The sequence below is a fragment of the Ulvibacter antarcticus genome (genome assembly GCF_003688405.1).
In the GTDB taxonomy this organism is placed as follows: Bacteria; Bacteroidota; Bacteroidia; order Flavobacteriales; family Flavobacteriaceae; genus Ulvibacter; species Ulvibacter antarcticus.
This window is the reverse complement of sequence record NZ_REFC01000011.1, coordinates 75,996-93,983: the sequence shown is the minus strand read 5'-3', so window position 1 is coordinate 93,983 and position 17,988 is coordinate 75,996. Positions and strand designations below refer to the sequence as shown.

23 protein-coding genes are annotated in these 17,988 nt (G+C 37.2%); all 23 read left to right on the top strand.

The genetic code is table 11. The features are described 5' to 3' along the window. Positions 1-15: 15 nt before the first annotated feature. The 23 genes from BXY75_RS00690 to BXY75_RS00580 all read left to right on the top strand — a co-directional run bounded on the left by BXY75_RS00690 (position 16) and on the right by BXY75_RS00580 (position 17,957). Positions 16-1,236, top strand: a complete 1,221-nt coding sequence (locus BXY75_RS00690; RefSeq protein WP_121905781.1) for a beta-ketoacyl-[acyl-carrier-protein] synthase family protein — start codon at positions 16-18, stop codon at positions 1,234-1,236. 5 nt (positions 1,237-1,241) lie between these two features. Further along, on the top strand, positions 1,242-1,484 hold the full coding sequence (locus BXY75_RS00685; RefSeq protein WP_121905780.1) for an acyl carrier protein: 243 nt from the start codon (positions 1,242-1,244) through the stop codon (positions 1,482-1,484). Between the two features lie 19 nt (positions 1,485-1,503). Then, positions 1,504-2,415 carry an LpxL/LpxP family acyltransferase gene (locus tag BXY75_RS00680; protein WP_121905779.1) on the top strand — a complete coding sequence of 304 codons (912 nt, stop codon included), beginning with the start codon at positions 1,504-1,506 and terminating at the stop codon, positions 2,413-2,415. An 87-nt stretch (positions 2,416-2,502) separates the two neighbouring features. Beyond that, positions 2,503-3,432 carry an NADPH-dependent FMN reductase family protein gene (locus BXY75_RS00675; protein ID WP_121905778.1) on the top strand — a complete coding sequence of 310 codons (930 nt, stop codon included), beginning with the start codon at positions 2,503-2,505 and terminating at the stop codon, positions 3,430-3,432. Next, the gene (locus BXY75_RS00670) at positions 3,429-4,562 is read left to right on the top strand and encodes a beta-ketoacyl-ACP synthase III (protein WP_121905777.1); all 1,134 of its coding nucleotides are present in this window, start codon (positions 3,429-3,431) and stop codon (positions 4,560-4,562) included. The genes BXY75_RS00675 and BXY75_RS00670 overlap by 4 nt, the downstream gene beginning before the upstream one ends. After that, a complete protein-coding gene (locus tag BXY75_RS00665; RefSeq protein WP_121905776.1) occupies positions 4,563-5,000 on the top strand; it encodes a hypothetical protein in 438 nt (145 codons plus the stop codon). Further along, entirely contained in the window at positions 5,001-5,459 is a 459-nt protein-coding gene (locus tag BXY75_RS00660) for an ABC transporter permease (RefSeq protein WP_121905775.1), read from the top strand. Continuing rightward, positions 5,459-5,860 (top strand): hypothetical protein, encoded by a 402-nt coding sequence (locus tag BXY75_RS00655; protein WP_121905774.1) that lies wholly within the window; start codon positions 5,459-5,461, stop codon positions 5,858-5,860. Before BXY75_RS00660 ends, BXY75_RS00655 begins: the two co-directional genes overlap by 1 nt. 3 nt (positions 5,861-5,863) lie before the next feature. Further along, positions 5,864-6,868, top strand: coding sequence for a BtrH N-terminal domain-containing protein (locus tag BXY75_RS00650; protein WP_121905773.1), 1,005 nt, complete (start codon positions 5,864-5,866; stop codon positions 6,866-6,868). A gap of 43 nt (positions 6,869-6,911) precedes the next feature. Further along, positions 6,912-7,655, top strand: coding sequence for an ABC transporter ATP-binding protein (locus tag BXY75_RS00645; protein WP_121905772.1), 744 nt, complete (start codon positions 6,912-6,914; stop codon positions 7,653-7,655). Further along, positions 7,648-8,916 (top strand): ABC transporter permease, encoded by a 1,269-nt coding sequence (locus tag BXY75_RS00640; protein WP_121905771.1) that lies wholly within the window; start codon positions 7,648-7,650, stop codon positions 8,914-8,916. Before BXY75_RS00645 ends, BXY75_RS00640 begins: the two co-directional genes overlap by 8 nt. Next, a complete protein-coding gene (locus BXY75_RS00635) occupies positions 8,906-9,346 on the top strand; it encodes an acyl-CoA thioesterase (RefSeq protein WP_245962897.1) in 441 nt (146 codons plus the stop codon). The genes BXY75_RS00640 and BXY75_RS00635 overlap by 11 nt, the downstream gene beginning before the upstream one ends. Beyond that, on the top strand, positions 9,339-10,490 hold the full coding sequence (locus tag BXY75_RS00630) for a beta-ketoacyl-[acyl-carrier-protein] synthase family protein (RefSeq protein WP_121905769.1): 1,152 nt from the start codon (positions 9,339-9,341) through the stop codon (positions 10,488-10,490). Before BXY75_RS00635 ends, BXY75_RS00630 begins: the two co-directional genes overlap by 8 nt. Before the next feature lie 51 nt (positions 10,491-10,541). After that, positions 10,542-11,603 (top strand): methyltransferase, encoded by a 1,062-nt coding sequence (locus BXY75_RS00625; RefSeq protein WP_121905768.1) that lies wholly within the window; start codon positions 10,542-10,544, stop codon positions 11,601-11,603. Positions 11,604-11,934: 331 nt separating this feature from the next. Continuing rightward, a complete protein-coding gene (locus BXY75_RS00620; protein ID WP_317125228.1) occupies positions 11,935-12,549 on the top strand; it encodes a beta-ketoacyl-[acyl-carrier-protein] synthase family protein in 615 nt (204 codons plus the stop codon). Then, on the top strand, positions 12,546-12,803 hold the full coding sequence (locus BXY75_RS00615) for a phosphopantetheine-binding protein (protein ID WP_121905766.1): 258 nt from the start codon (positions 12,546-12,548) through the stop codon (positions 12,801-12,803). The genes BXY75_RS00620 and BXY75_RS00615 overlap by 4 nt, the downstream gene beginning before the upstream one ends. Positions 12,804-12,816: 13 nt before the next feature. Continuing rightward, positions 12,817-14,019, top strand: coding sequence for a beta-ketoacyl-[acyl-carrier-protein] synthase family protein (locus tag BXY75_RS00610; RefSeq protein ID WP_121905765.1), 1,203 nt, complete (start codon positions 12,817-12,819; stop codon positions 14,017-14,019). Beyond that, positions 14,019-15,083 (top strand): beta-ketoacyl synthase N-terminal-like domain-containing protein, encoded by a 1,065-nt coding sequence (locus tag BXY75_RS00605; RefSeq protein ID WP_121905764.1) that lies wholly within the window; start codon positions 14,019-14,021, stop codon positions 15,081-15,083. Before BXY75_RS00610 ends, BXY75_RS00605 begins: the two co-directional genes overlap by 1 nt. Next, positions 15,077-15,856, top strand: coding sequence for a polysaccharide deacetylase family protein (locus tag BXY75_RS00600; RefSeq protein WP_121905763.1), 780 nt, complete (start codon positions 15,077-15,079; stop codon positions 15,854-15,856). The genes BXY75_RS00605 and BXY75_RS00600 overlap by 7 nt, the downstream gene beginning before the upstream one ends. Next, positions 15,846-16,475 (top strand): outer membrane lipoprotein carrier protein LolA, encoded by a 630-nt coding sequence (locus BXY75_RS00595; protein ID WP_121905762.1) that lies wholly within the window; start codon positions 15,846-15,848, stop codon positions 16,473-16,475. Before BXY75_RS00600 ends, BXY75_RS00595 begins: the two co-directional genes overlap by 11 nt. A gap of 34 nt (positions 16,476-16,509) precedes the next feature. Next, positions 16,510-17,100, top strand: a complete 591-nt coding sequence (locus BXY75_RS00590) for a hypothetical protein (RefSeq protein ID WP_147437207.1) — start codon at positions 16,510-16,512, stop codon at positions 17,098-17,100. Beyond that, positions 17,101-17,469: a hotdog family protein gene (locus BXY75_RS00585; RefSeq protein ID WP_121905760.1), complete on the top strand. Its 369-nt coding sequence runs from the start codon at positions 17,101-17,103 to the stop codon at positions 17,467-17,469. It begins immediately after the preceding gene. Next, entirely contained in the window at positions 17,469-17,957 is a 489-nt protein-coding gene (locus tag BXY75_RS00580; RefSeq protein ID WP_121905759.1) for a hypothetical protein, read from the top strand. Before BXY75_RS00585 ends, BXY75_RS00580 begins: the two co-directional genes overlap by 1 nt. The last annotated feature ends 31 nt before the right edge of the window (positions 17,958-17,988 follow it).

The following is a 17,988-nucleotide window of genomic DNA, read 5'->3' as shown; positions in this document are numbered from 1 at the left end:
AATTAGAAGTGACCGATGAGGCGAGTTGTAATTACGGGTATGGGGATATATTCCTGTATAGGTAAAAATCTTTCTGAAGTAAAGGAATCTCTTTACAATGGTACATCCGGAATTGTCTTTGACGAAAAGAGAAAAGAATTCGGCTATCGTTCTGCACTCACCGGAATGGTCGAAGAACCGGATCTTAAAAAACAATTATCCCGAAGAGAACGTATAAGTATGGGCGAAGAAGCCCTTTATGCTTATGTTGCAACGATTGAAGCCCTTGAAAACGCCAAAATTGATCAGGATTTTCTTGATGCAAATGAAGTTGGAATTCTCTATGGAAATGATTCTACAGCGAGATCTGTAATCGAATCTGTAGACAAGATACGTGAGAAAAAAGACACTACTTTGGTAGGTTCCGGAGCTATTTTTAAAGCCATGAACTCTACAGTAACTATGAATCTTTCTACTATTTTCAGACTTACGGGAATCAATTTTACGGTAAGTGCTGCCTGTGCCAGTGGTTCTCATGCGATTGGAATGGCATATCAACTTATTAAAAGTGGATTACAGGAAATGATTATTTGCGGGGGTGCTCAGGAAATTAATGAGCTCGCCATGGGTAGTTTTGATGGTCTAGGCGTATTTGCTATGAACATTGACGATCCAACGAAAGCATCCCGTCCGTTCGATAAAGATCGTGATGGCCTGGTGCCAAGTGGTGGAGCTGCAACATTGATAGTAGAAAGTTACGAATCTGCCGTGAAAAGAGGTGCTCCTATTTTAGGGGAGATCATTGGATATGGGTTTTCGTCAAACGGAGAACATATTTCAACGCCGAATGTAGATGGACCATCAAAGGCGATGACCAAGGCTTTGCAACAGGCAGGTTTGAAGGCTAGTGAGATAGATTATGTAAACGCTCATGCGACATCTACTCCTGTGGGAGATGCAAATGAAGCTAAAGCGATTTTAGAAGTATTTGGTGAAAACGGACCTTGTGTTAGTTCAACAAAATCAATGACAGGTCATGAATGTTGGATGGCTGGTGCGAGTGAAGTTATTTATTCTATGTTAATGATGGAACACTCTTTTGTAGCTCCAAATATTAATCTGGAAACGCCGGATGAGGCTGCAGCGAAATTAAACCTTGTTAAGAAAACGTTAAATAAAAAAATTGATGTATTTTTGTCCAATTCTTTCGGATTTGGAGGAACGAATTCAGCATTAATAATTAAAAAAGTGCCCTAATAGTTATGAATAAAGAGGTAATTGTAGAGAAGATAAACTACTTTTTGGTCGATGAGTTTGAAGTAGAAGAAGAGGAGATCGCCCCTCAAGCCAATTTGAAGGAAACTTTAGAATTGGACAGTCTGGATTTTGTCGATTTGGTTGTTGCTATTGAAGCCAATTTTGGTGTTAAATTGGTGGGAGAAGATTTTCTGAAGGTTATTACACTTCAGGATTTTTACGACTTAATTGAAAAAAAAATAGGCTAAAAATCACGAATAACTGCGGATGTCGGATGAATGGGAAGGTAAATCGAGAGGTACTGTTTTAGGGTATAAAATCTTTATTTTCTTTATTCGAAAACTGGGTATTCGCGCTGCATATTTTTTGCTTTATTTTGTTGCGTTTTATTTCTGCTTTTTCGCTACACGGAGTACAAATTCTATTTACTACTACTTTCGGCATCGTCTTTCTTATGGCCGTTTAAAAAGTATCCTTCATATTTATAAAAGCTATTTTCGGTTTGGGCAAACTATTATCGATAAGGCTGCAGTGGCTTCAGGCCTGAAAGATCAATTCACCTACGAGTTTGATGGCGTTGAAAATATTACCAATTTACTCGAGAAGGGGCAAGGGGGAATATTAATAAGTGCTCATGTTGGAAATTTTGAGCTCGCTGAGTATTTCTTTGAAGATATCGACACACGATCGCAAATCAACCTTGTTACCACAGATGCCGAACACCAAAATATTAAGGAGTATCTTGAAAGTGTTACAAAAAGATCGAATATCAAGTTTATCCTCATTCAAGAGGATTTATCACATATTTTTGAAATCAATGGTGCCCTACAAAATGGAGAACTAGTTTGTTTTACGGGCGACAGGTACTTTAAAAACACTAAATCTTTAAGGGAAAAACTGCTAGGAAAAGAAGCCGACTTTCCTGCGGGACCTTTTTTATTGGCATCGCGATTAAATGTTCCGGTGATCTTTGTGTATGTGATGAAAGAAACTACAAAACATTATCATTTATACGCTAGATTGGCCGAAGTGAATCATAGGGATGAGAAGGATCTTTTAAAAAAATATATAAAGAGTGTGGAGTGGATGCTTCAGAAATACCCATTGCAATGGTTTAATTATTTTGATTTCTGGAATGTGAATAAGAAGAAAGAAGGAAGAAGAGAGAACAAAGAATAAAGTCTTTTTTGATTAACTTTTAATAAGGTTATGACATAGGTTCTTTTTTCTGAAATAAAATCAAGAAATAGGATATTTATCGACAATATGAAAAAAGTACTGGTTATATATTATTCTCAAACGGGACAGTTAACTGAGATCCTTCAGAATATAGTTTCTACTATTGAAGGGAAGGATGTACATGTTGACTATCATCAAATTCAGCCGGTGAATGAATATCCCTTTCCGTGGAAGGAAAAAGATTTTTACGATGCTTTTCCGGAGTCCTTTCTTCAAATTCCCGAGCCTATTAATGAGTTGTCTTCGGAAATACTTCAGAAAAAATACGACCTAATCATTTTAGGATATACCGTTTGGTACTTGACGCCATCTATTCCAGTAAATTCTTTTTTAAAGTCTGAAGCTGCCAAAAAATTATTAAACAACACGCCCGTAGTTACAGTGATCGCTTGTAGAAATATGTGGATTCAGGCGCAGGAAAAAGTAAAAATATTATTGCTTGATTGTAATGCAAAATTAGTCGGAAACATTGCGATGGTCGATAAAAACATTAATCATGTGAGCGTAATAACCATCATGCATTGGATGTTTAAGGGTAAAAAAACGAGATTCCTTGGCTTTTTCCCGAAACCGGGAGTTTCCGAAGCAGATATAGAAAGAGCCGAAATTTTTGGAGTGCCCATTAAAAATGCCCTAATAGCAGATGATTTTTCAGGATTACAACCCGAATTACTCAAGTTAAAAGCAGTTAAAGTAAAGCCACTTTTAATCGCGACCGATGAACGGGGAAATTTTGTGTTTTCGAAGTGGGCTAATCTTATTATAAAAAAAGGAGCTTCCGGAAGTCCAAAAAGAGCGAAATGGCTCGTTTTATTTAAATATTATTTGTTATTTGCAATATGGGTCATAGCCCCTATAGTTTTTATTGTATTTTTACTCACTTATCCCCTTAAGAGGAATAAAATTAACAGAGAAAAAGCGTATTTTTCATCTGTGACCACAACGAAGGATTCATGAAAGAAGTTTACATCACAAAAGTCTCAAAGTTTTTGCCAAATGAACCGGTGAGCAATGAGCAAATGGAGGAAAAGCTAGGAGTGATCAATGGAAAGACTTCGAAAGCTAGAAGAATTGTATTGCGGAATAACAAGATCAAGACTCGATATTATGCTATCGATGAAAATGGAGATGTAACTCACAACAACGCGCAACTCACCAAAGAAGCAATAATGGGCCTTTGTCAAAATGGTTTCGCTAAGGAAGAGATCGAACTGTTATCTTGTGGAACTTCTAGTCCTGACCAAATTTTACCGTCACATGCGTCCATGGTTCATGGATTTCTTAAAAACGGAAATATTGAAATTAATTCACCTTCAGGCGCTTGCTGTAGTGGGATGAATGCTCTTAAGTACGGCTTTATGGCCATCAAGTCCGGACAGGTAAATAACGCAGTTTGTACAGGTTCTGAACGAACATCTTCCTGGATGAAGTCTGATGTTTTTGAAAACGAAATAAGTCACTTACAAGGTCTTGAAGAAAATCCGATTTTAGCCTTTAACAAGGAATTTTTACGTTGGATGCTTTCGGATGGCGCGGGTGCTTTTCTACTTCAGAATGAACCAAAGGGAAAAACACCAATTCGAATAGACTGGATGGAAGGTTATTCGTATGCTCATGAACTGGAAACATGTATGTATGCAGGCGGAGAAAAGTTAGAAGATGGAAATCTGAAACCATGGAGTGAATATCCTGCCGATGTATGGGGAAAAATGTCACTTTTTGCCATGAAGCAAGATGTGAAATTGCTAAGCGAAAACATACTTGTAAAAGGAGTTGATAGCCTTAAAAAGGCTATGACTAAACACAATATTACGCAAGATGATATCGATTATTATCTTCCGCATATATCATCTTATTACTTCAAAGAAAATCTTTACGATGAATTAACACATCAAGGAGTTGAAATGCCTTGGGATAAATGGTTTCTTAATTTAGAAAACGTTGGAAACATTGGAGCAGGCTCTATCTTTATCATGCTCGAGGAGTTAGTAAATTCCGGAAAGCTAAAGAAAGGGGACCGAATTTTATTTCATGTGCCCGAGAGTGCTAGATTTTCTTATTCGTATGCCTACTTAACTGTTTGTTAGATGAATTTACTGGCCGAAAAAATAACCGATAAGCATTTTGTCCAAAACCTTATTCCTCAAAAGAAGCCATTTATAATGGTAGATAAATTGCTGTTTTATTCTGAAAAACAAGTTGTATCGGGTTTTACTATTCCGACCGACAATATTTTTTGTCATAACAATACCTTTATTGCTTCAGGACTTATTGAGCATATGGCTCAAACAATAGCTTTACATACGGGTTATCAATATTTTCTGAAAAAAAAACCAGCACCTACCGGTTATATTGGCGCCATCAAAAAAGTGGAAATAAATAAACTGCCAAAAGCGTCGGAAGAATTGACAACTACAGTGAAGATTTTACACGAAATAATGGGAGTCACTTTGGTAACAATCGAAACACAAAGTGGAGGTATTGTTATAGCAACGGGAGAAATGAAAACAGTATTAGCGAAATAAGTGAAATCTGTAGACGGACATCATATTGATATAAAGAAGTTCCTTCCACATAGGGAGCCTTTGTTAATGGTAAGCCGTTTAATGGAAATTGATGAGACTTCAGTTCACACAGAATTTGATATCACTAAGGACTGTATTTTCGTAAAGAACGAGAGGCTTTCAGAAACCGGTCTAATCGAAAACGCTGCACAAGCTTGTTCAGCAATAGTTGGTCAAAGTTATTTTGAAGATGACGATTATGAAGGTGAAGGAAATAATCTAGTAGGTTACATCAGCGCGATTAAAAAAGTGGAAGTGTATGCGCTTCCGAAGCAAGGAGAAATCATCACCACCAAAGCAAACTTAATTTCACGTTACGATACAGGAGTGATCACTATTTGTAGCATTTCATGTGAGACTTTTAATAATGATGAATTAATTGTAGCTTGTACACTAAATTTCCTAATTCACGAAGTCTGATGAAAAAAAGTGATGTCCCACAGGATAAAAGTAATTTGGAATCTGCCAACTTTAGAGAGCTGTGTTATGCGGTCGATGAAAATGGGGAGTATACCACAGAACATACCACCGGTTGGGATCCTAAAACTATTGCACTAAATAATGCGATCGAGAAAATAAAGGAACGCGTTGAAGAAGCGAAAACCAGAGTACTGGCCAATGAGACTAGTCCGTTAGAATATTATATGGAATTACACAAGATGGATCTTTCTGTCTTAGCAGGTTATGCGGGTATCTGGAAATGGCGTGTAAAAAGACATTTTAAGCCTTCAGTATTTAACAAACTAAGCTCTAAAACACTTCAAAAATACGCCGATGTGTTCGAAATATCAATCGAACAGTTGCAGCATATAGACCAATAATTCATGAAAATAGACTTTACACACCATCAATCTGCTCATTGCGAAAACGGCGTGGTTTCAAATTTGATGCAACACAACGGCTTTGAAGTGAGCGAGCCAATGGTCTTCGGAATTGGTTCTGGATTACTATATTGTTACATCCCTTTGTTAAAAGTAGATCATGCTCCGGTTATTACATATCGGGCGATGCCGGGTTTTATTTTCAACAAATTCGCCAAACGTGTTGGTGTAAAATTTAAAAGAGAAAAATTCAGAAATAGCGAGGCTGCCAAGAAACGTTTGGATGAAAACCTCGAAAAAAATAATCCTGTCGGACTTCAAGTAGGAGTGTACAATCTAACCTATTTCCCGGATGAATATCGCTTTCATTTTAATGCGCATAATCTGGTTGTCTACGGAAAAGAAAATGATACCTACCTAATTAGTGATCCTGTGATGGAGGAAGTGACTACCTTGAGTAGCAAAGAACTCGATAAGGTCCGCTTTGCGAAAGGTGCTTTTGCTCCTAAAGGACATATGTACTACCCGATAGAATTTCCAAAAGAACTCAAATTAGAAGAAGCAATTCGCAAAGGAATTAAACAAACCTGTCGCGATATGCTAGCTCCAGTACCATTTGTAGGTGTGAATGGAATTAAAACCATTGCAAAATTAATTCGGAAATGGCCGAAGAAACAAGGCACCAAAAAAGCCAATCACTATCTGGGACAGATTGTGAGAATGCAGGAAGAAATTGGAACGGGTGGAGGCGGATTCAGATATATTTACGCAGCATTTTTACAGGAGGCGGCTAAGATTCTTAAGAAAGAAGAGCTCTCGGTATTATCTAAAGAAATGACTGCCATTGGAGATCTCTGGCGTGATTTTGCAGTTGATGCCTCTCGAATTTATCGCAATCGAAGTACTAAGGTGGAAATCGATTTGTACGATGATGTTGCAACACAACTTGAAAAAATAGCCGATTTAGAAAAGGATTTCTTTAAAAAATTGAGGAAAGCAATTAAATAGAAAGGGCGAATTAATATTCCCAAAACGCTTTAAGTGAAGATGTATGATCGAGATCAATCAATTGTCGAAAAAATACAAAGGAGCCGAAGATTTTTCAGTTCTGGATTTGACATTGACGGTGAATGATGGTGAGATATTTGGTTTGTTAGGTCCCAATGGCGCCGGAAAAACAACTTTAATCTCTATGTTAAGCTCCCTCGTAAAACCTACTTCAGGATCGTTTACGATTAACGAGCTTAACTATAAAGAAAATAAGCTGGAACTTAAAAAACTTATAGGAATTGTCCCTCAGGAATATGCCCTTTACCCTTCATTAACAGCCTATGAGAATCTTTCTTACTTCGGAAGTATGTACGGTTTAAAAGGAGCTACTTTAAAAAAAGAAATTAAGGATCATCTCGAAACATTAGGACTTTCAAAATTCGCTAATAAACGGGTTGAGACCTTTTCCGGAGGTATGAAACGTCGCGTTAATCTAATTGCGAGTATTTTACATAATCCAAAGGTCTTGTTTTTGGACGAACCTACCGTTGGGGTCGATGTGCAGTCAAAAAATGTAATTATTGATCATTTAAAACAGCTCAATAAAAATGGTACCACGATGATCTATACTTCGCATCATCTAAACGAAGCCGAAGATTTTTGTACGCGTGTTGCTATTATTGATCAGGGAAGCATTGTTGTAAAAGGTAAGCCCACCGATCTAATTTCTCAACAACAGGACGCGAGAAATTTGGAAGAGGTATTTTTGGCTATCACCGGTAAAGCCCTTAGAGATTATGCATAAGTTGTTGGCATCGGCATATAAGGAAGTGTTATTACTCACAAGAGATCTTGGCGGGATTGCCATTTTGTTTATAATGCCATTGCTGTTATTAATTACTATTACCTTAATTCAGGATAGCAGTTTCAAAACAATAAACGATACAAAAATACCTATACTGTTAGTTGATAAGGATGGCGGAAGTGTTTCTGAAAGCATTCACGAAGGTTTGATGTCTTCTAATTCCTTTGAGATAATTATGTCTGCTTCGGAAGAAGACGCCAAGCAAAAGGTGTTTTCCGGAAACTACCAGCTAGCCATAATTATCCCTGAAGATCTTTCTAAAGCCCTTCAGAAAAAAGTGAATTCTAATGTAGAAGGAATCTTGGCGAAATTCGGATTGGAGGAGGAAGAAACTATTGCTAAAACCGCTTCAGAAACTGATAAAAAAGAGGTCCGTTTGTACTTCGATCCAGCGACACAATTAGCATTTAAGAGTTCGGTGAAAAATGGCATCGATAAAATGATCTCCAAGATTGAGACACAATCAATTTACAAGGCGTTTCAGGAACAATTAGGAGAGGAAGATGAGGTTATTTTTGAAACTGAAAGCTTTATCGCTTTTCGTGAAATGTCTCAAACAGAAGGGGATACAATTGTAATTCCAAATTCTACTCAGCATAATGTACCGGCCTGGACTTTGTTTGCGATTTTCTTTATAATCGTTCCGCTGTCGATCAATATGGTAAAAGAAAAAACGCAAGGGACTTTTGTGAGGTTGCGAACAAATCCGGTGTCTTATACAACGGTTTTAGGCGGTAAAACGCTAGTGTATGTAGCGGTTTGTTTAATTCAGTTTGCATTAATGTTGTTGCTGGGTGTGTTTTTATTTCCACTAATTGGATTACCAAAACTCGATGTTTCGGGGAAATTACCCTTACTATTTATCATTGCCACTTTCGCAGGATTGGCTGCAGTTGGCTTAGGACTTCTATTAGGAACCATTGCTAAAACACAAGAACAATCGGCTCCTTTTGGTGCCACTTTAGTTGTTATTCTTGCGGCTTTAGGCGGGGTTTGGGTGCCTGTTTTTGTGATGCCAAAATTCATGCAACTTTTATCGAATATATCTCCAATGAATTGGGGGTTAAACGGTTTCTATGATGTATTTTTAAGGAATGGAAATCTAACGGACATCCTTCCGGAAATCGCCCTGTTATTTATGTTTTTTATATTTACTTCAGTGATTTCTATTGTTTATAATGAAAAAAAAAATGCGGTATAATACTGACAAAGAAATAAGTTTCACCAATGAAATCCGAGTGCGTTTTGTAGAAACAGACCCACTGGGAATCGTTTGGCATGGAAACTATATACAATATTTTGAAGATGGCCGGGAGGCTTTTGGTCGCCATCATGGGATCTCTTATTTAGATCAAAAAGATAATGGATTCGCATCGCCCATCGTGAAATCGACTAGTGAACATAGACTGCCACTTCGCTATGGTGATACAGCTACCATCAAGACAATTTACGTAGATTCGCCGGCTGCTAAAATGATTTTTAGGTATGAAATCTTTAATCCGAAAGGGGAATTGGTTTGTACAGGTGAAACGATTCAGGTTTTTGTCGCTTTGGATAGCGGAGATCTTTCACTTACAATTCCGGGTTTTTTCCGTGATTGGAAATTAAAAGAAGGTTTATTGGATGGCTAAGGTGTATTTGTCATACAACAATATAATCTCTTCACTAGGTTTCGACAGTACGACAGTGGTGGATAAGATTGCTGATGAAGTTTCGGGACTCACTTTAGTTAATGACCCAAAACTTTTTGCTACCCCTTTTTATTCTTCGATGATTTCTTCGGAAGCTTTAATAGATGCCTTTTCTCTTCTGAATCCGAAAAAAGAATACACACGACTGGAACAAATGATGTTGGTGTCGCTTAAAAAAGTGATTGATGCTTCAAAAATACCTCTGAAGGAAAACGTTGGACTCATAATCTCTACCACCAAAGGAAATATAGACGTATTGGAAGCAGAAAGTCCTTTTTCCGAAGAGAGAGCCTATCTCAGTGCATTAGGCAATGAAATTAAAGAGTATTTTGGTTTAAAAAATGAAGCTATCGTTCTTTCTAATGCCTGTGTTTCTGGTGTAATGGCGATTTCTGTAGCTAAAAGATATATCGAACAAGGGACTTACGATCATGTATTTATCGTGAGTGGTGATTTGGTTACTAAGTTTATTTTATCGGGTTTTAATTCGTTTCAGGCAATGAGTGATGAACCTTGTAGACCATATTGCAAAGAACGAACAGGTATAAATATTGGAGAGGTTGCCGCGAGTGTTTTGGTAACTAATCAAGATCGTAATTTAGCTTCCGAAGCGGTTGAAATTTTGGGAGAAGCTTCTTGTAATGATGCCAATCATATCTCCGGACCATCACGAACAGGTGAGGGATTATTCAGAAGTATTCAATCTGCGATGAAAGAGGCTAAACTGGAATCGGAAGATATAGATTATATTTCAGCTCATGGAACTGCTACTACTTTTAATGATGAAATGGAAGCCATTGCTTTTAACAGAGCTGGAATGGGAACAATACCTATTAATAGTTTGAAAGGATATTTTGGACATACATTGGGAGCTTCAGGATTGCTGGAGACCATAGTGGGGATGCATTCGGCCTATAGAAATACGTTGTTTAGCTCGTTGGGCTTTTCAGAATTAGGAGTTTCAGAACCGTTAAATGTTATCACAAAAACAACATCCAAAAAGATAAATATATTTTTAAAAACGGCCTCCGGATTTGGAGGTTGTAATACGGCAGCAATTTTTAGGTGTTTGCCAAAAAACTAATTTAAAGATTAATAACAAATAGTTTAGATTTGTAGAAACAACCATTATCGCATGTCAAAAAAACCCATGAGAGCTATTGAAGCCTTAGAAGAAGCTCAGAAAATAGCTTTTGCTCCATTTGTATTTCAAGCCACAGTCTCCCTTCGGAAATTGGGGATATTCGATTTCATTTTTGATAAACGAGATGAGGGAGGCGTGACGGTCTCAGAAATTTCAAAAGAATTATCGGTAAGCGAATATGGAGTAGGCGTTCTTCTAGAAATAGCCGAGACGTCAAATATTGTTTCGAAATGTGAGGAAGAGAAATACGAATTAACCAAAGTGGGTTATTTTTTAAACTACAACACTACCGCCAATGTAAATATCAATTTTACAAACGAGGTTTGTTATAAGGGTTTATTCCACCTTAATGATGCGATTAAAACAGGAAAACCTGAGGGTTTAAAGGAACTTGGGGATTGGAGCACCATCTATCAAGGCTTATCTCAATTAACTCCGGAAGTTCAAAAATCCTGGTTCGATTTCGATCATCATTATTCAGACGATATATTCGATGAGGCCTTGTCATTGGTACTTGAGCGAAAGCCAAAAGTGCTTTTTGATATTGGTGGAAACACCGGAAAATTTGCTGTTCATTGTTGCAATACAACTGAGGAGCTTACGATAAAGATCGTCGATTTACCCGGTCAATTAAACAAGGCACTTGCAAATGCAAAGAAGAATGGTTTTGAAGACCGAATTTCCGGACATGAAATCGATTGGTTGAGTGAAAACCCGAAGATTCCAACCGGAGCCGATGTTATTTGGATGTGTCAGTTTTTAGATTGTTTTTCTGAAGATGAAATCGTAAAAGTACTATCAACTTGCGCCGCGTCTATGGACGAAAATGCTGAATTAATTATCGTAGAAACCTTCACCGATCGACAGAAATTTGACAATGCTAAGTTTATTTTGGAAGCCACCTCATTATATTTTACCGTCCTAGCCAATGGAAATAGCAAAATGTATCCAGCAAAAGTTTTCGAAAGATTGATTGCCAAAGCAGGTTTAAAAATTAAAGAAGACATCACTATAGGAGAGTACCATACCATGTTTGTTTGTGGGAAGGGATAGATGTTAGACATAAGATGTGAGATGTGAGATGTGAGAGTTGGAGAAAATTGTCACTTCGAGTGATTTCAAAATGACTGTAAGGAATTTTGGAATATTATCGAGAAGGAGTGATTTCAAAATGACTGTAAGGAATTTTGGAATAGTATCGAGAAGGAGTGATTTCTTGAAGTGGTAACGAAAAGTCCCGACACTTCGGGGATATTGAGAAGGATCAGTGCTCAGTGAGCAGTAAAAAACGTCTAGCAATTCTAGGCTTTGTGTTCTCAGTGAAAACTTCGTGTCCTTTGTGGTTGATATTGTTGATTGAATTTGAAAAGTTGAAAATTGTATATTGAATAAGGAATTATACATAGAGAATTTTGCTCATATAAGAGATAATAAGTTGTACTTAAACGGAAAAGTGCTTTTTACGGATGCTTCGGAAGAATTTTCAGGTTTTATAAAGGCGGCTTACAAATCTCAGGATACCAAATATCCGAAATTCTTCAAAATGGACAATCTAAGTAAACTCGCATTTTTAACTGCAGATGTTTTACTTAACACGTTTCCTTCCGAAGAAAATATAGAAAACACAGCTATTATACTTTCAAATAGAGCTTCAAGTCTGGATACCGATCGTAAGCATCAACAGTCCATAAAAGACGAAGAAAACTACTATCCCAGTCCGGCAGTTTTTGTGTACACGCTACCAAACATTTGTATAGGTGAGATAAGTATAAAACATAAGCTGTATTCTGAGAATAGTTTTTTTATATTTGAGCACTTCAATGCAGTACACTTGTTCAATTATGCTTCAAGTTTACTAAATAGTGGGAAGGCAGATAAAGTACTCTGTGGTTGGGCCGATTATGATGACGATAAATATGACGCATTTTTATATCTGGTAGGACCTAACGGGAATATAAAACACAATAAAGAGGAGATAACAAGATTATATAAGTTATGAGTGAATTAAAACAAGAATTGAAGGAGAAGATCATTGAGCAATTGAACCTGGAAGATGTTTCTGTGGAAGAAATTGCCGATAATGATGCCTTGTTTGGCGACGGATTAGGATTAGATTCCATTGATGCCTTAGAGCTGATCGTTATGTTGGACAAGGATTACGGTATCAAACTATCTGATCCAAAAGAAGGAAGAAAAATCTTCGAATCTGTAGAGGTGATGGCTAACTATATAGCCGAGAACCGTACAAAATAGATTTTATTATAATATGTCACAAGGCGTTGCTATCACCGGAATGGGAATTATTTCTGCCATTGGAAACAACGTGGCAGAGAATTATAGCGCGCTTGTAGAGGGCAGAAAGGGTATTTCCAGAGTTGATAAAATTGACACGGTTCATCGCGACGCAATAATGGTTGGTGAAATTGATTTTACCAATGCTGAACTGGAATCACAACTCGGTTTAGATAGTGATAATAACTACTCCCGAACTGCATTATTAGGTGCTGTCGCTGCAAAACAAGCGATTGCCGATGCACAAATAACGGATATTACAAAGTATAAGACAGGATTAATTTCTGCCACTAGCGTGGGCGGAATGGATATGACCGAAAAGTACTATTACCAATATCTGGAAGATAAAAAACTTCAAAAATATATCGATGGTCATCATGCGGGTGATTCAACTCAAAAGATCGCAGAACAATTAGGAATCGAGCAAAGTTTGGTAACAACGATTAGCACCGCCTGCTCTTCTGCCGCGAATGCCATCATGTTCGGTGCACGACTTATAAAATCCGGAAAACTGGATAGAGTGGTTGTTGGTGGCGCCGACTGTCTTTCAAAATTTACTATTAATGGTTTTAAGACCTTAATGATATTGTCTGACACCTACAATACTCCTTTCGATGAAAACCGAAAAGGACTAAATTTAGGCGAGGCAGCAGCATTTTTGGTACTTGAAAGCGATAAAGTAGTGAAAGCAGAAAATAAAAAAGTCTTAGGCTACGTAAAAGGCTACGGAAATGCTAATGATGCATTTCATCAAACGGCTTCATCCGATAATGGTGATGGTGCTACTTTGGCAATGGAAAAAGCACTGAAAGTTGCGGGGCTGGAAGCAAAAGATATCGATTATATCAACGCTCACGGTACTGCAACTGGAAATAATGACCTTTCTGAAGGTCGTGCAATTATTAGAGTATTTGGGGAGACACCTCCTGATTTTAGTTCCACGAAAGCGTATACAGGACATACTTTGGCAGCGGCTGGTGCAATTGAAGCAGTTTACTCGCTTTTGGCACTCCAACATAATGAAATCTTTCCCAATCTTAACTATAAAACCCAGATGAAGGAATTTTCTATCCGTCCACAAACAGTATTGAAAAAGAAAGAGCTTGCTACTGTATTGTCCAACTCTCTTGGATTTGGCGGAAACTGTTCCACCGTAATTTTTTCAAAAGAAGCGTGATGAGGAAGGTGTATATACAAAGTGTTGGTTCGGTATCTGCACAGAAAACATTCGATAACAGTGAGTTTTTAAACGAGATTTCCGATTATAATGACACGGTAATTCTCGCTGTAGATCCTGCGTATAAGGATTACATTCCGCCGGCTGCGGCGCGTAGAATGGCAAAAGGGATTAAGATGGGCGTTGTAGCATCAAAATTGGCGCTTACTGATGCTAATTTGGAAAATGTAGATGCTATTTTAACAGGAACAGGAATGGGTTGTGTGATTGACTCAGAGAAATTTGTAAGTGCCATCATCGACAATAATGAAGAATACTTAACACCTACTTCTTTTATTCAATCTACCCACAACACTGTTGGCGGGCAGATCGCACTCGGACTGGGTTGCAAAGGCTATAATTTTACCTATGTGCATGCCGGAATTTCTTTTGAATCGGCTGTGTTGGACGCGAAGATGCAATTGGAAAACGAAGAAGCGAACCATATATTGGTTGGAGGCGTCGACGAGTTGGGCGACCATACGGTAAAAATCCATCGATTGATAAATCATATTAAACCTGAGGCAGTTAGTCTCAGGAATGTGTTGACTTCAACTTCGGAAGGGGCTGTGTTTAGCGAAGGTGCTAATTTTTTCGTGCTTTCTTCTGAACAGAACAGCAATTGTTATGCAGAGCTTTGTGATCTAAAAACCTTCAATACGTTGAATGAACAGGATGTGGAAACTGCAGCGAAGGATTTTCTGAAGGATAACGATTTGACTATAAACGATATTGACCTTATTGTGCTGGGTAATAACGGCGATGTTAAGTTTGATGGATATTATAATAAATTGAGCAACGGTCTCTTTTCTGAAACCCCTCAAGTTGGATATAAACATTTGTGTGGCGAATTTAATACTGCGTCTTCTTTTGGGTTTTGGCTGGGAGCAAAAATTCTCAAGTCTCAATCGATACCAGACATAGTTCGGATGAATGCTGTACAAGCCAAAAATTTGAAGACTATACTGCTGTACAACCAATACAGAGGTGAAAACCATAGCTTCATTCTTCTAAAAAAATGCTAAGGTTTACTACCATAAACGCAATAACCGCAGCTGTTTTTATACTTTTTATAGTTGCCGATTATTTTCTCGAAGTTCCTATTTATGCATACGTGATAGTTGCTGTAATCTGGATTCTCATTACTTTGATGGGTTCGATGTTCATTAGTTGGGATTATCATATTACATCGTTACATCGCAATATCACAATTACTGATAATAATATTGCTATTTCCTTCGATGACGGGCCAAATCTAGAGTATACACCTAAAGTATTATCTCTTCTGAAGCAATTCAATGCGAAAGCGACATTTTTTTGTATCGGGAAGCATATTGAAGCAGAAAAGGATTTATTTAACCGAATTATTTCTGAAGGACATACGGTAGGGAATCATACCTATTCGCATGCTTCTAATTTTGGGTTTTTCTCTTCAGAAAAGGTCATTTCAGAATTAAAACGAACTAATAAACTGGTGAAAGAGGTTTCCGGCCATGAAATGACTATGTATCGTCCGGCTTTTGGAGTTACTAATCCGCGGATAAGAAAAGCACTTGCAACAACTCATTTTATTAGCATTGGTTGGAGTAAACGGTCTTTTGATACCACAAATCTTTCCGAAGAAATCATTTTTAAACGAATTACCAAAAACCTGAAAAAAGGAGATATCATCCTGCTTCACGATTCAAGTGATAAAACGATAGCCGTTTTGGAACGCTTATTGCTATTTTTGCAATCGAACAAAATGCAATCGGTTACAGTAGACCAATTGCTGGAAATAGAACCCTATGCGAACTAAGTATTTACTATTATTTTTTGTCCTAACAACAGGAGTTTTCTGCGCTCAGGAAAAAGTGATGTCCGCAGCGGAAATCGTCACTTTTAAGAAGCAGGTAGAAACAACTTCAAAAGCGACGAACACCATAAAAAGTGACTTTGTGCAGTATAAGCATATGGACTTTTTAGAAAACGACATCGAAACTTCGGGGCAACTTGCCTTTAAAGCTCCAGGATTGGTAAAATGGGAATACACTAAGCCTTTCAAATATAGCGTGATCTTTAAGGAAGACAAATTATTGATCAACGATGGCGGCACTAAAAGTAAGGTGGATATTGGAAGTAGTAAAATGTTTAAAAAGTTAAACGAACTTATTGTAAACAGTGTGAGAGGTTCAATGTTTAATGATTCAGATTTTGATATTTCATATAGCACAATGAACAAATTCAATAAGGCGGTATTTACACCCAAGGACAAGAAAATGGCGGGATATATTGCTTCCTTCGAATTACTGTTCGATAAGAATGATGCAGCAGTTTTGGAAGTGAAAATGGTGGAGCCTTCTTCCGATTTTACAAGAATTGTGTTTAGCAAAAGAGTAGTAAATAGTGATATTCCAGATGCGGTTTTTAATAATTAGTCTAGTAAGTTGGGTATTTTTAACTTCCTGTTCCTTGAGAACAACAGAAGGCTTAAGAGAAGTTCCTCATGCCAATCTCGAAGTTACCAACTCATATTTTTCTGTGATTGACACAGATTACGTTTACAAAGCTAAAATCGAGATTTACGGTAGAAATCTAGGTGGAATTCTTGTGATAAAGAAAATGGGTCCGGAAACGCACAGAGTAGTGTTTACCACAGAATTTGGGAGTAAGATATTTGATTTTCTGTTTGAAGGTGATACTTTTACCAAGAACTTTGTTTTAGAAGACCTCGATCGGAAGTTAATAATTACTACTTTAGAAAAAGATTTTAGGGTACTGATTAAGGAGAATGTAGCGGTGGTTCAAAAATTCACTTCTGAAAATTTAGAAGTTTATAAATCGGTTAGCGATAAAAGTTTTAATTTTTATTTCTCTAATACTTCGGAAGGAAGATTGACTAAAATAACGAATACATCGAAGCGCAAGGAAAAGTTTGAAATATTGTTTAATTCCATTGTGCCAGACTCTGCTTCCGAAGAGAATAAAATTGCAGATTCGATCGATATAATTCATAAAAACATCAAGTTGGCAATCCATCTTGATTACTTAAAAAACAACTAAATGCTGATAGAAGGATTATATACACTCACCGATTTCAAAGCGGATGACGAACAAATTACCGCGAACATTCATTTGAACAAAGACCATGATATTTTTAAAGGTCATTTTCCGGGGAATCCAATCATGCCGGGTGTTTGTATGATTCAAATTATAAAAGAACTCACCGAAAAGGCACTTAATAAATCATTGTTTCTTTCGGTTTCTTCCAATATAAAATTTATGGCACTTATCAATCCATTTAAGACGCCGGATCTTACCATTCTTATTTCTTACACAGAAGAAGATGGTATGGTTAAAATAAAGAATACTTCCTCTTTTGAAGACACTGAAGCACTAAAATTAAGCGCAACTTTTAAGGTAATCGACTAATGAAAGTAATTCTCTCTATACTATTTTGTGCATTCTTTATGGTGAGTCCGCCGGATTTAACTCACATTCGGAAGATTTATGGTTTGGCGTCCGGGAATACCGAGATTATTGCACAACTAGAAAAAGAACTTGCAACCGTTTCTAAAGATGATAACAAAGTTCTTGTTGCCTACAAAGGCGCCGTGTTAACCATGGCAGCCAAATACGCCAAAAAAAATTCTGATAAAAAGGAATTTTTCAAAGAAGGTGCTGGTTTAATCGAGTTTGCAATTGCTTCAGAACCCGAAAATATTGAAATTCGGACCATTCGGTTAAGTATACAGGAACATGCTCCCAAATTTTTAAAATACCACGACAACATTTCCGAAGACAAAGAATTTATACTACGGCATTATAAAAACACAACTTCTACAGCTGTTAAGAATTTTGTAAAATTGTATGTTATGTCATCAGAGTCCTTTAGTGAGGAAGATAAAATGATATTTTAGTAACTTCAAACATTACTTTTTAGGAACTATA

Excerpts from the sequence above, each read along its gene's own strand:
- BXY75_RS00690 (WP_121905781.1), top strand. The coding sequence starts at position 16 with ATGAGGCGAGTTGTAATTACGGGTATGGGGATATATTCCTGTATAGGT.
- BXY75_RS00685 (WP_121905780.1), top strand. The coding sequence starts at position 1,242 with ATGAATAAAGAGGTAATTGTAGAGAAGATAAACTACTTTTTGGTCGAT.
- BXY75_RS00680 (WP_121905779.1), top strand. The coding sequence starts at position 1,504 with ATGTCGGATGAATGGGAAGGTAAATCGAGAGGTACTGTTTTAGGGTAT.
- BXY75_RS00675 (WP_121905778.1), top strand. The coding sequence starts at position 2,503 with ATGAAAAAAGTACTGGTTATATATTATTCTCAAACGGGACAGTTAACT.
- BXY75_RS00670 (WP_121905777.1), top strand. The coding sequence starts at position 3,429 with ATGAAAGAAGTTTACATCACAAAAGTCTCAAAGTTTTTGCCAAATGAA.
- BXY75_RS00665 (WP_121905776.1), top strand. The coding sequence starts at position 4,563 with ATGAATTTACTGGCCGAAAAAATAACCGATAAGCATTTTGTCCAAAAC.
- BXY75_RS00655 (WP_121905774.1), top strand. The coding sequence starts at position 5,459 with ATGAAAAAAAGTGATGTCCCACAGGATAAAAGTAATTTGGAATCTGCC.
- BXY75_RS00650 (WP_121905773.1), top strand. The coding sequence starts at position 5,864 with ATGAAAATAGACTTTACACACCATCAATCTGCTCATTGCGAAAACGGC.
- BXY75_RS00645 (WP_121905772.1), top strand. The coding sequence starts at position 6,912 with ATGATCGAGATCAATCAATTGTCGAAAAAATACAAAGGAGCCGAAGAT.
- BXY75_RS00640 (WP_121905771.1), top strand. The coding sequence starts at position 7,648 with ATGCATAAGTTGTTGGCATCGGCATATAAGGAAGTGTTATTACTCACA.
- BXY75_RS00635 (WP_245962897.1), top strand. The coding sequence starts at position 8,906 with ATGCGGTATAATACTGACAAAGAAATAAGTTTCACCAATGAAATCCGA.
- BXY75_RS00630 (WP_121905769.1), top strand. The coding sequence starts at position 9,339 with ATGGCTAAGGTGTATTTGTCATACAACAATATAATCTCTTCACTAGGT.
- BXY75_RS00625 (WP_121905768.1), top strand. The coding sequence starts at position 10,542 with ATGTCAAAAAAACCCATGAGAGCTATTGAAGCCTTAGAAGAAGCTCAG.
- BXY75_RS00615 (WP_121905766.1), top strand. The coding sequence starts at position 12,546 with ATGAGTGAATTAAAACAAGAATTGAAGGAGAAGATCATTGAGCAATTG.
- BXY75_RS00610 (WP_121905765.1), top strand. The coding sequence starts at position 12,817 with ATGTCACAAGGCGTTGCTATCACCGGAATGGGAATTATTTCTGCCATT.
- BXY75_RS00605 (WP_121905764.1), top strand. The coding sequence starts at position 14,019 with ATGAGGAAGGTGTATATACAAAGTGTTGGTTCGGTATCTGCACAGAAA.
- BXY75_RS00600 (WP_121905763.1), top strand. The coding sequence starts at position 15,077 with ATGCTAAGGTTTACTACCATAAACGCAATAACCGCAGCTGTTTTTATA.
- BXY75_RS00595 (WP_121905762.1), top strand. The coding sequence starts at position 15,846 with ATGCGAACTAAGTATTTACTATTATTTTTTGTCCTAACAACAGGAGTT.
- BXY75_RS00585 (WP_121905760.1), top strand. The coding sequence starts at position 17,101 with ATGCTGATAGAAGGATTATATACACTCACCGATTTCAAAGCGGATGAC.
- BXY75_RS00580 (WP_121905759.1), top strand. The coding sequence starts at position 17,469 with ATGAAAGTAATTCTCTCTATACTATTTTGTGCATTCTTTATGGTGAGT.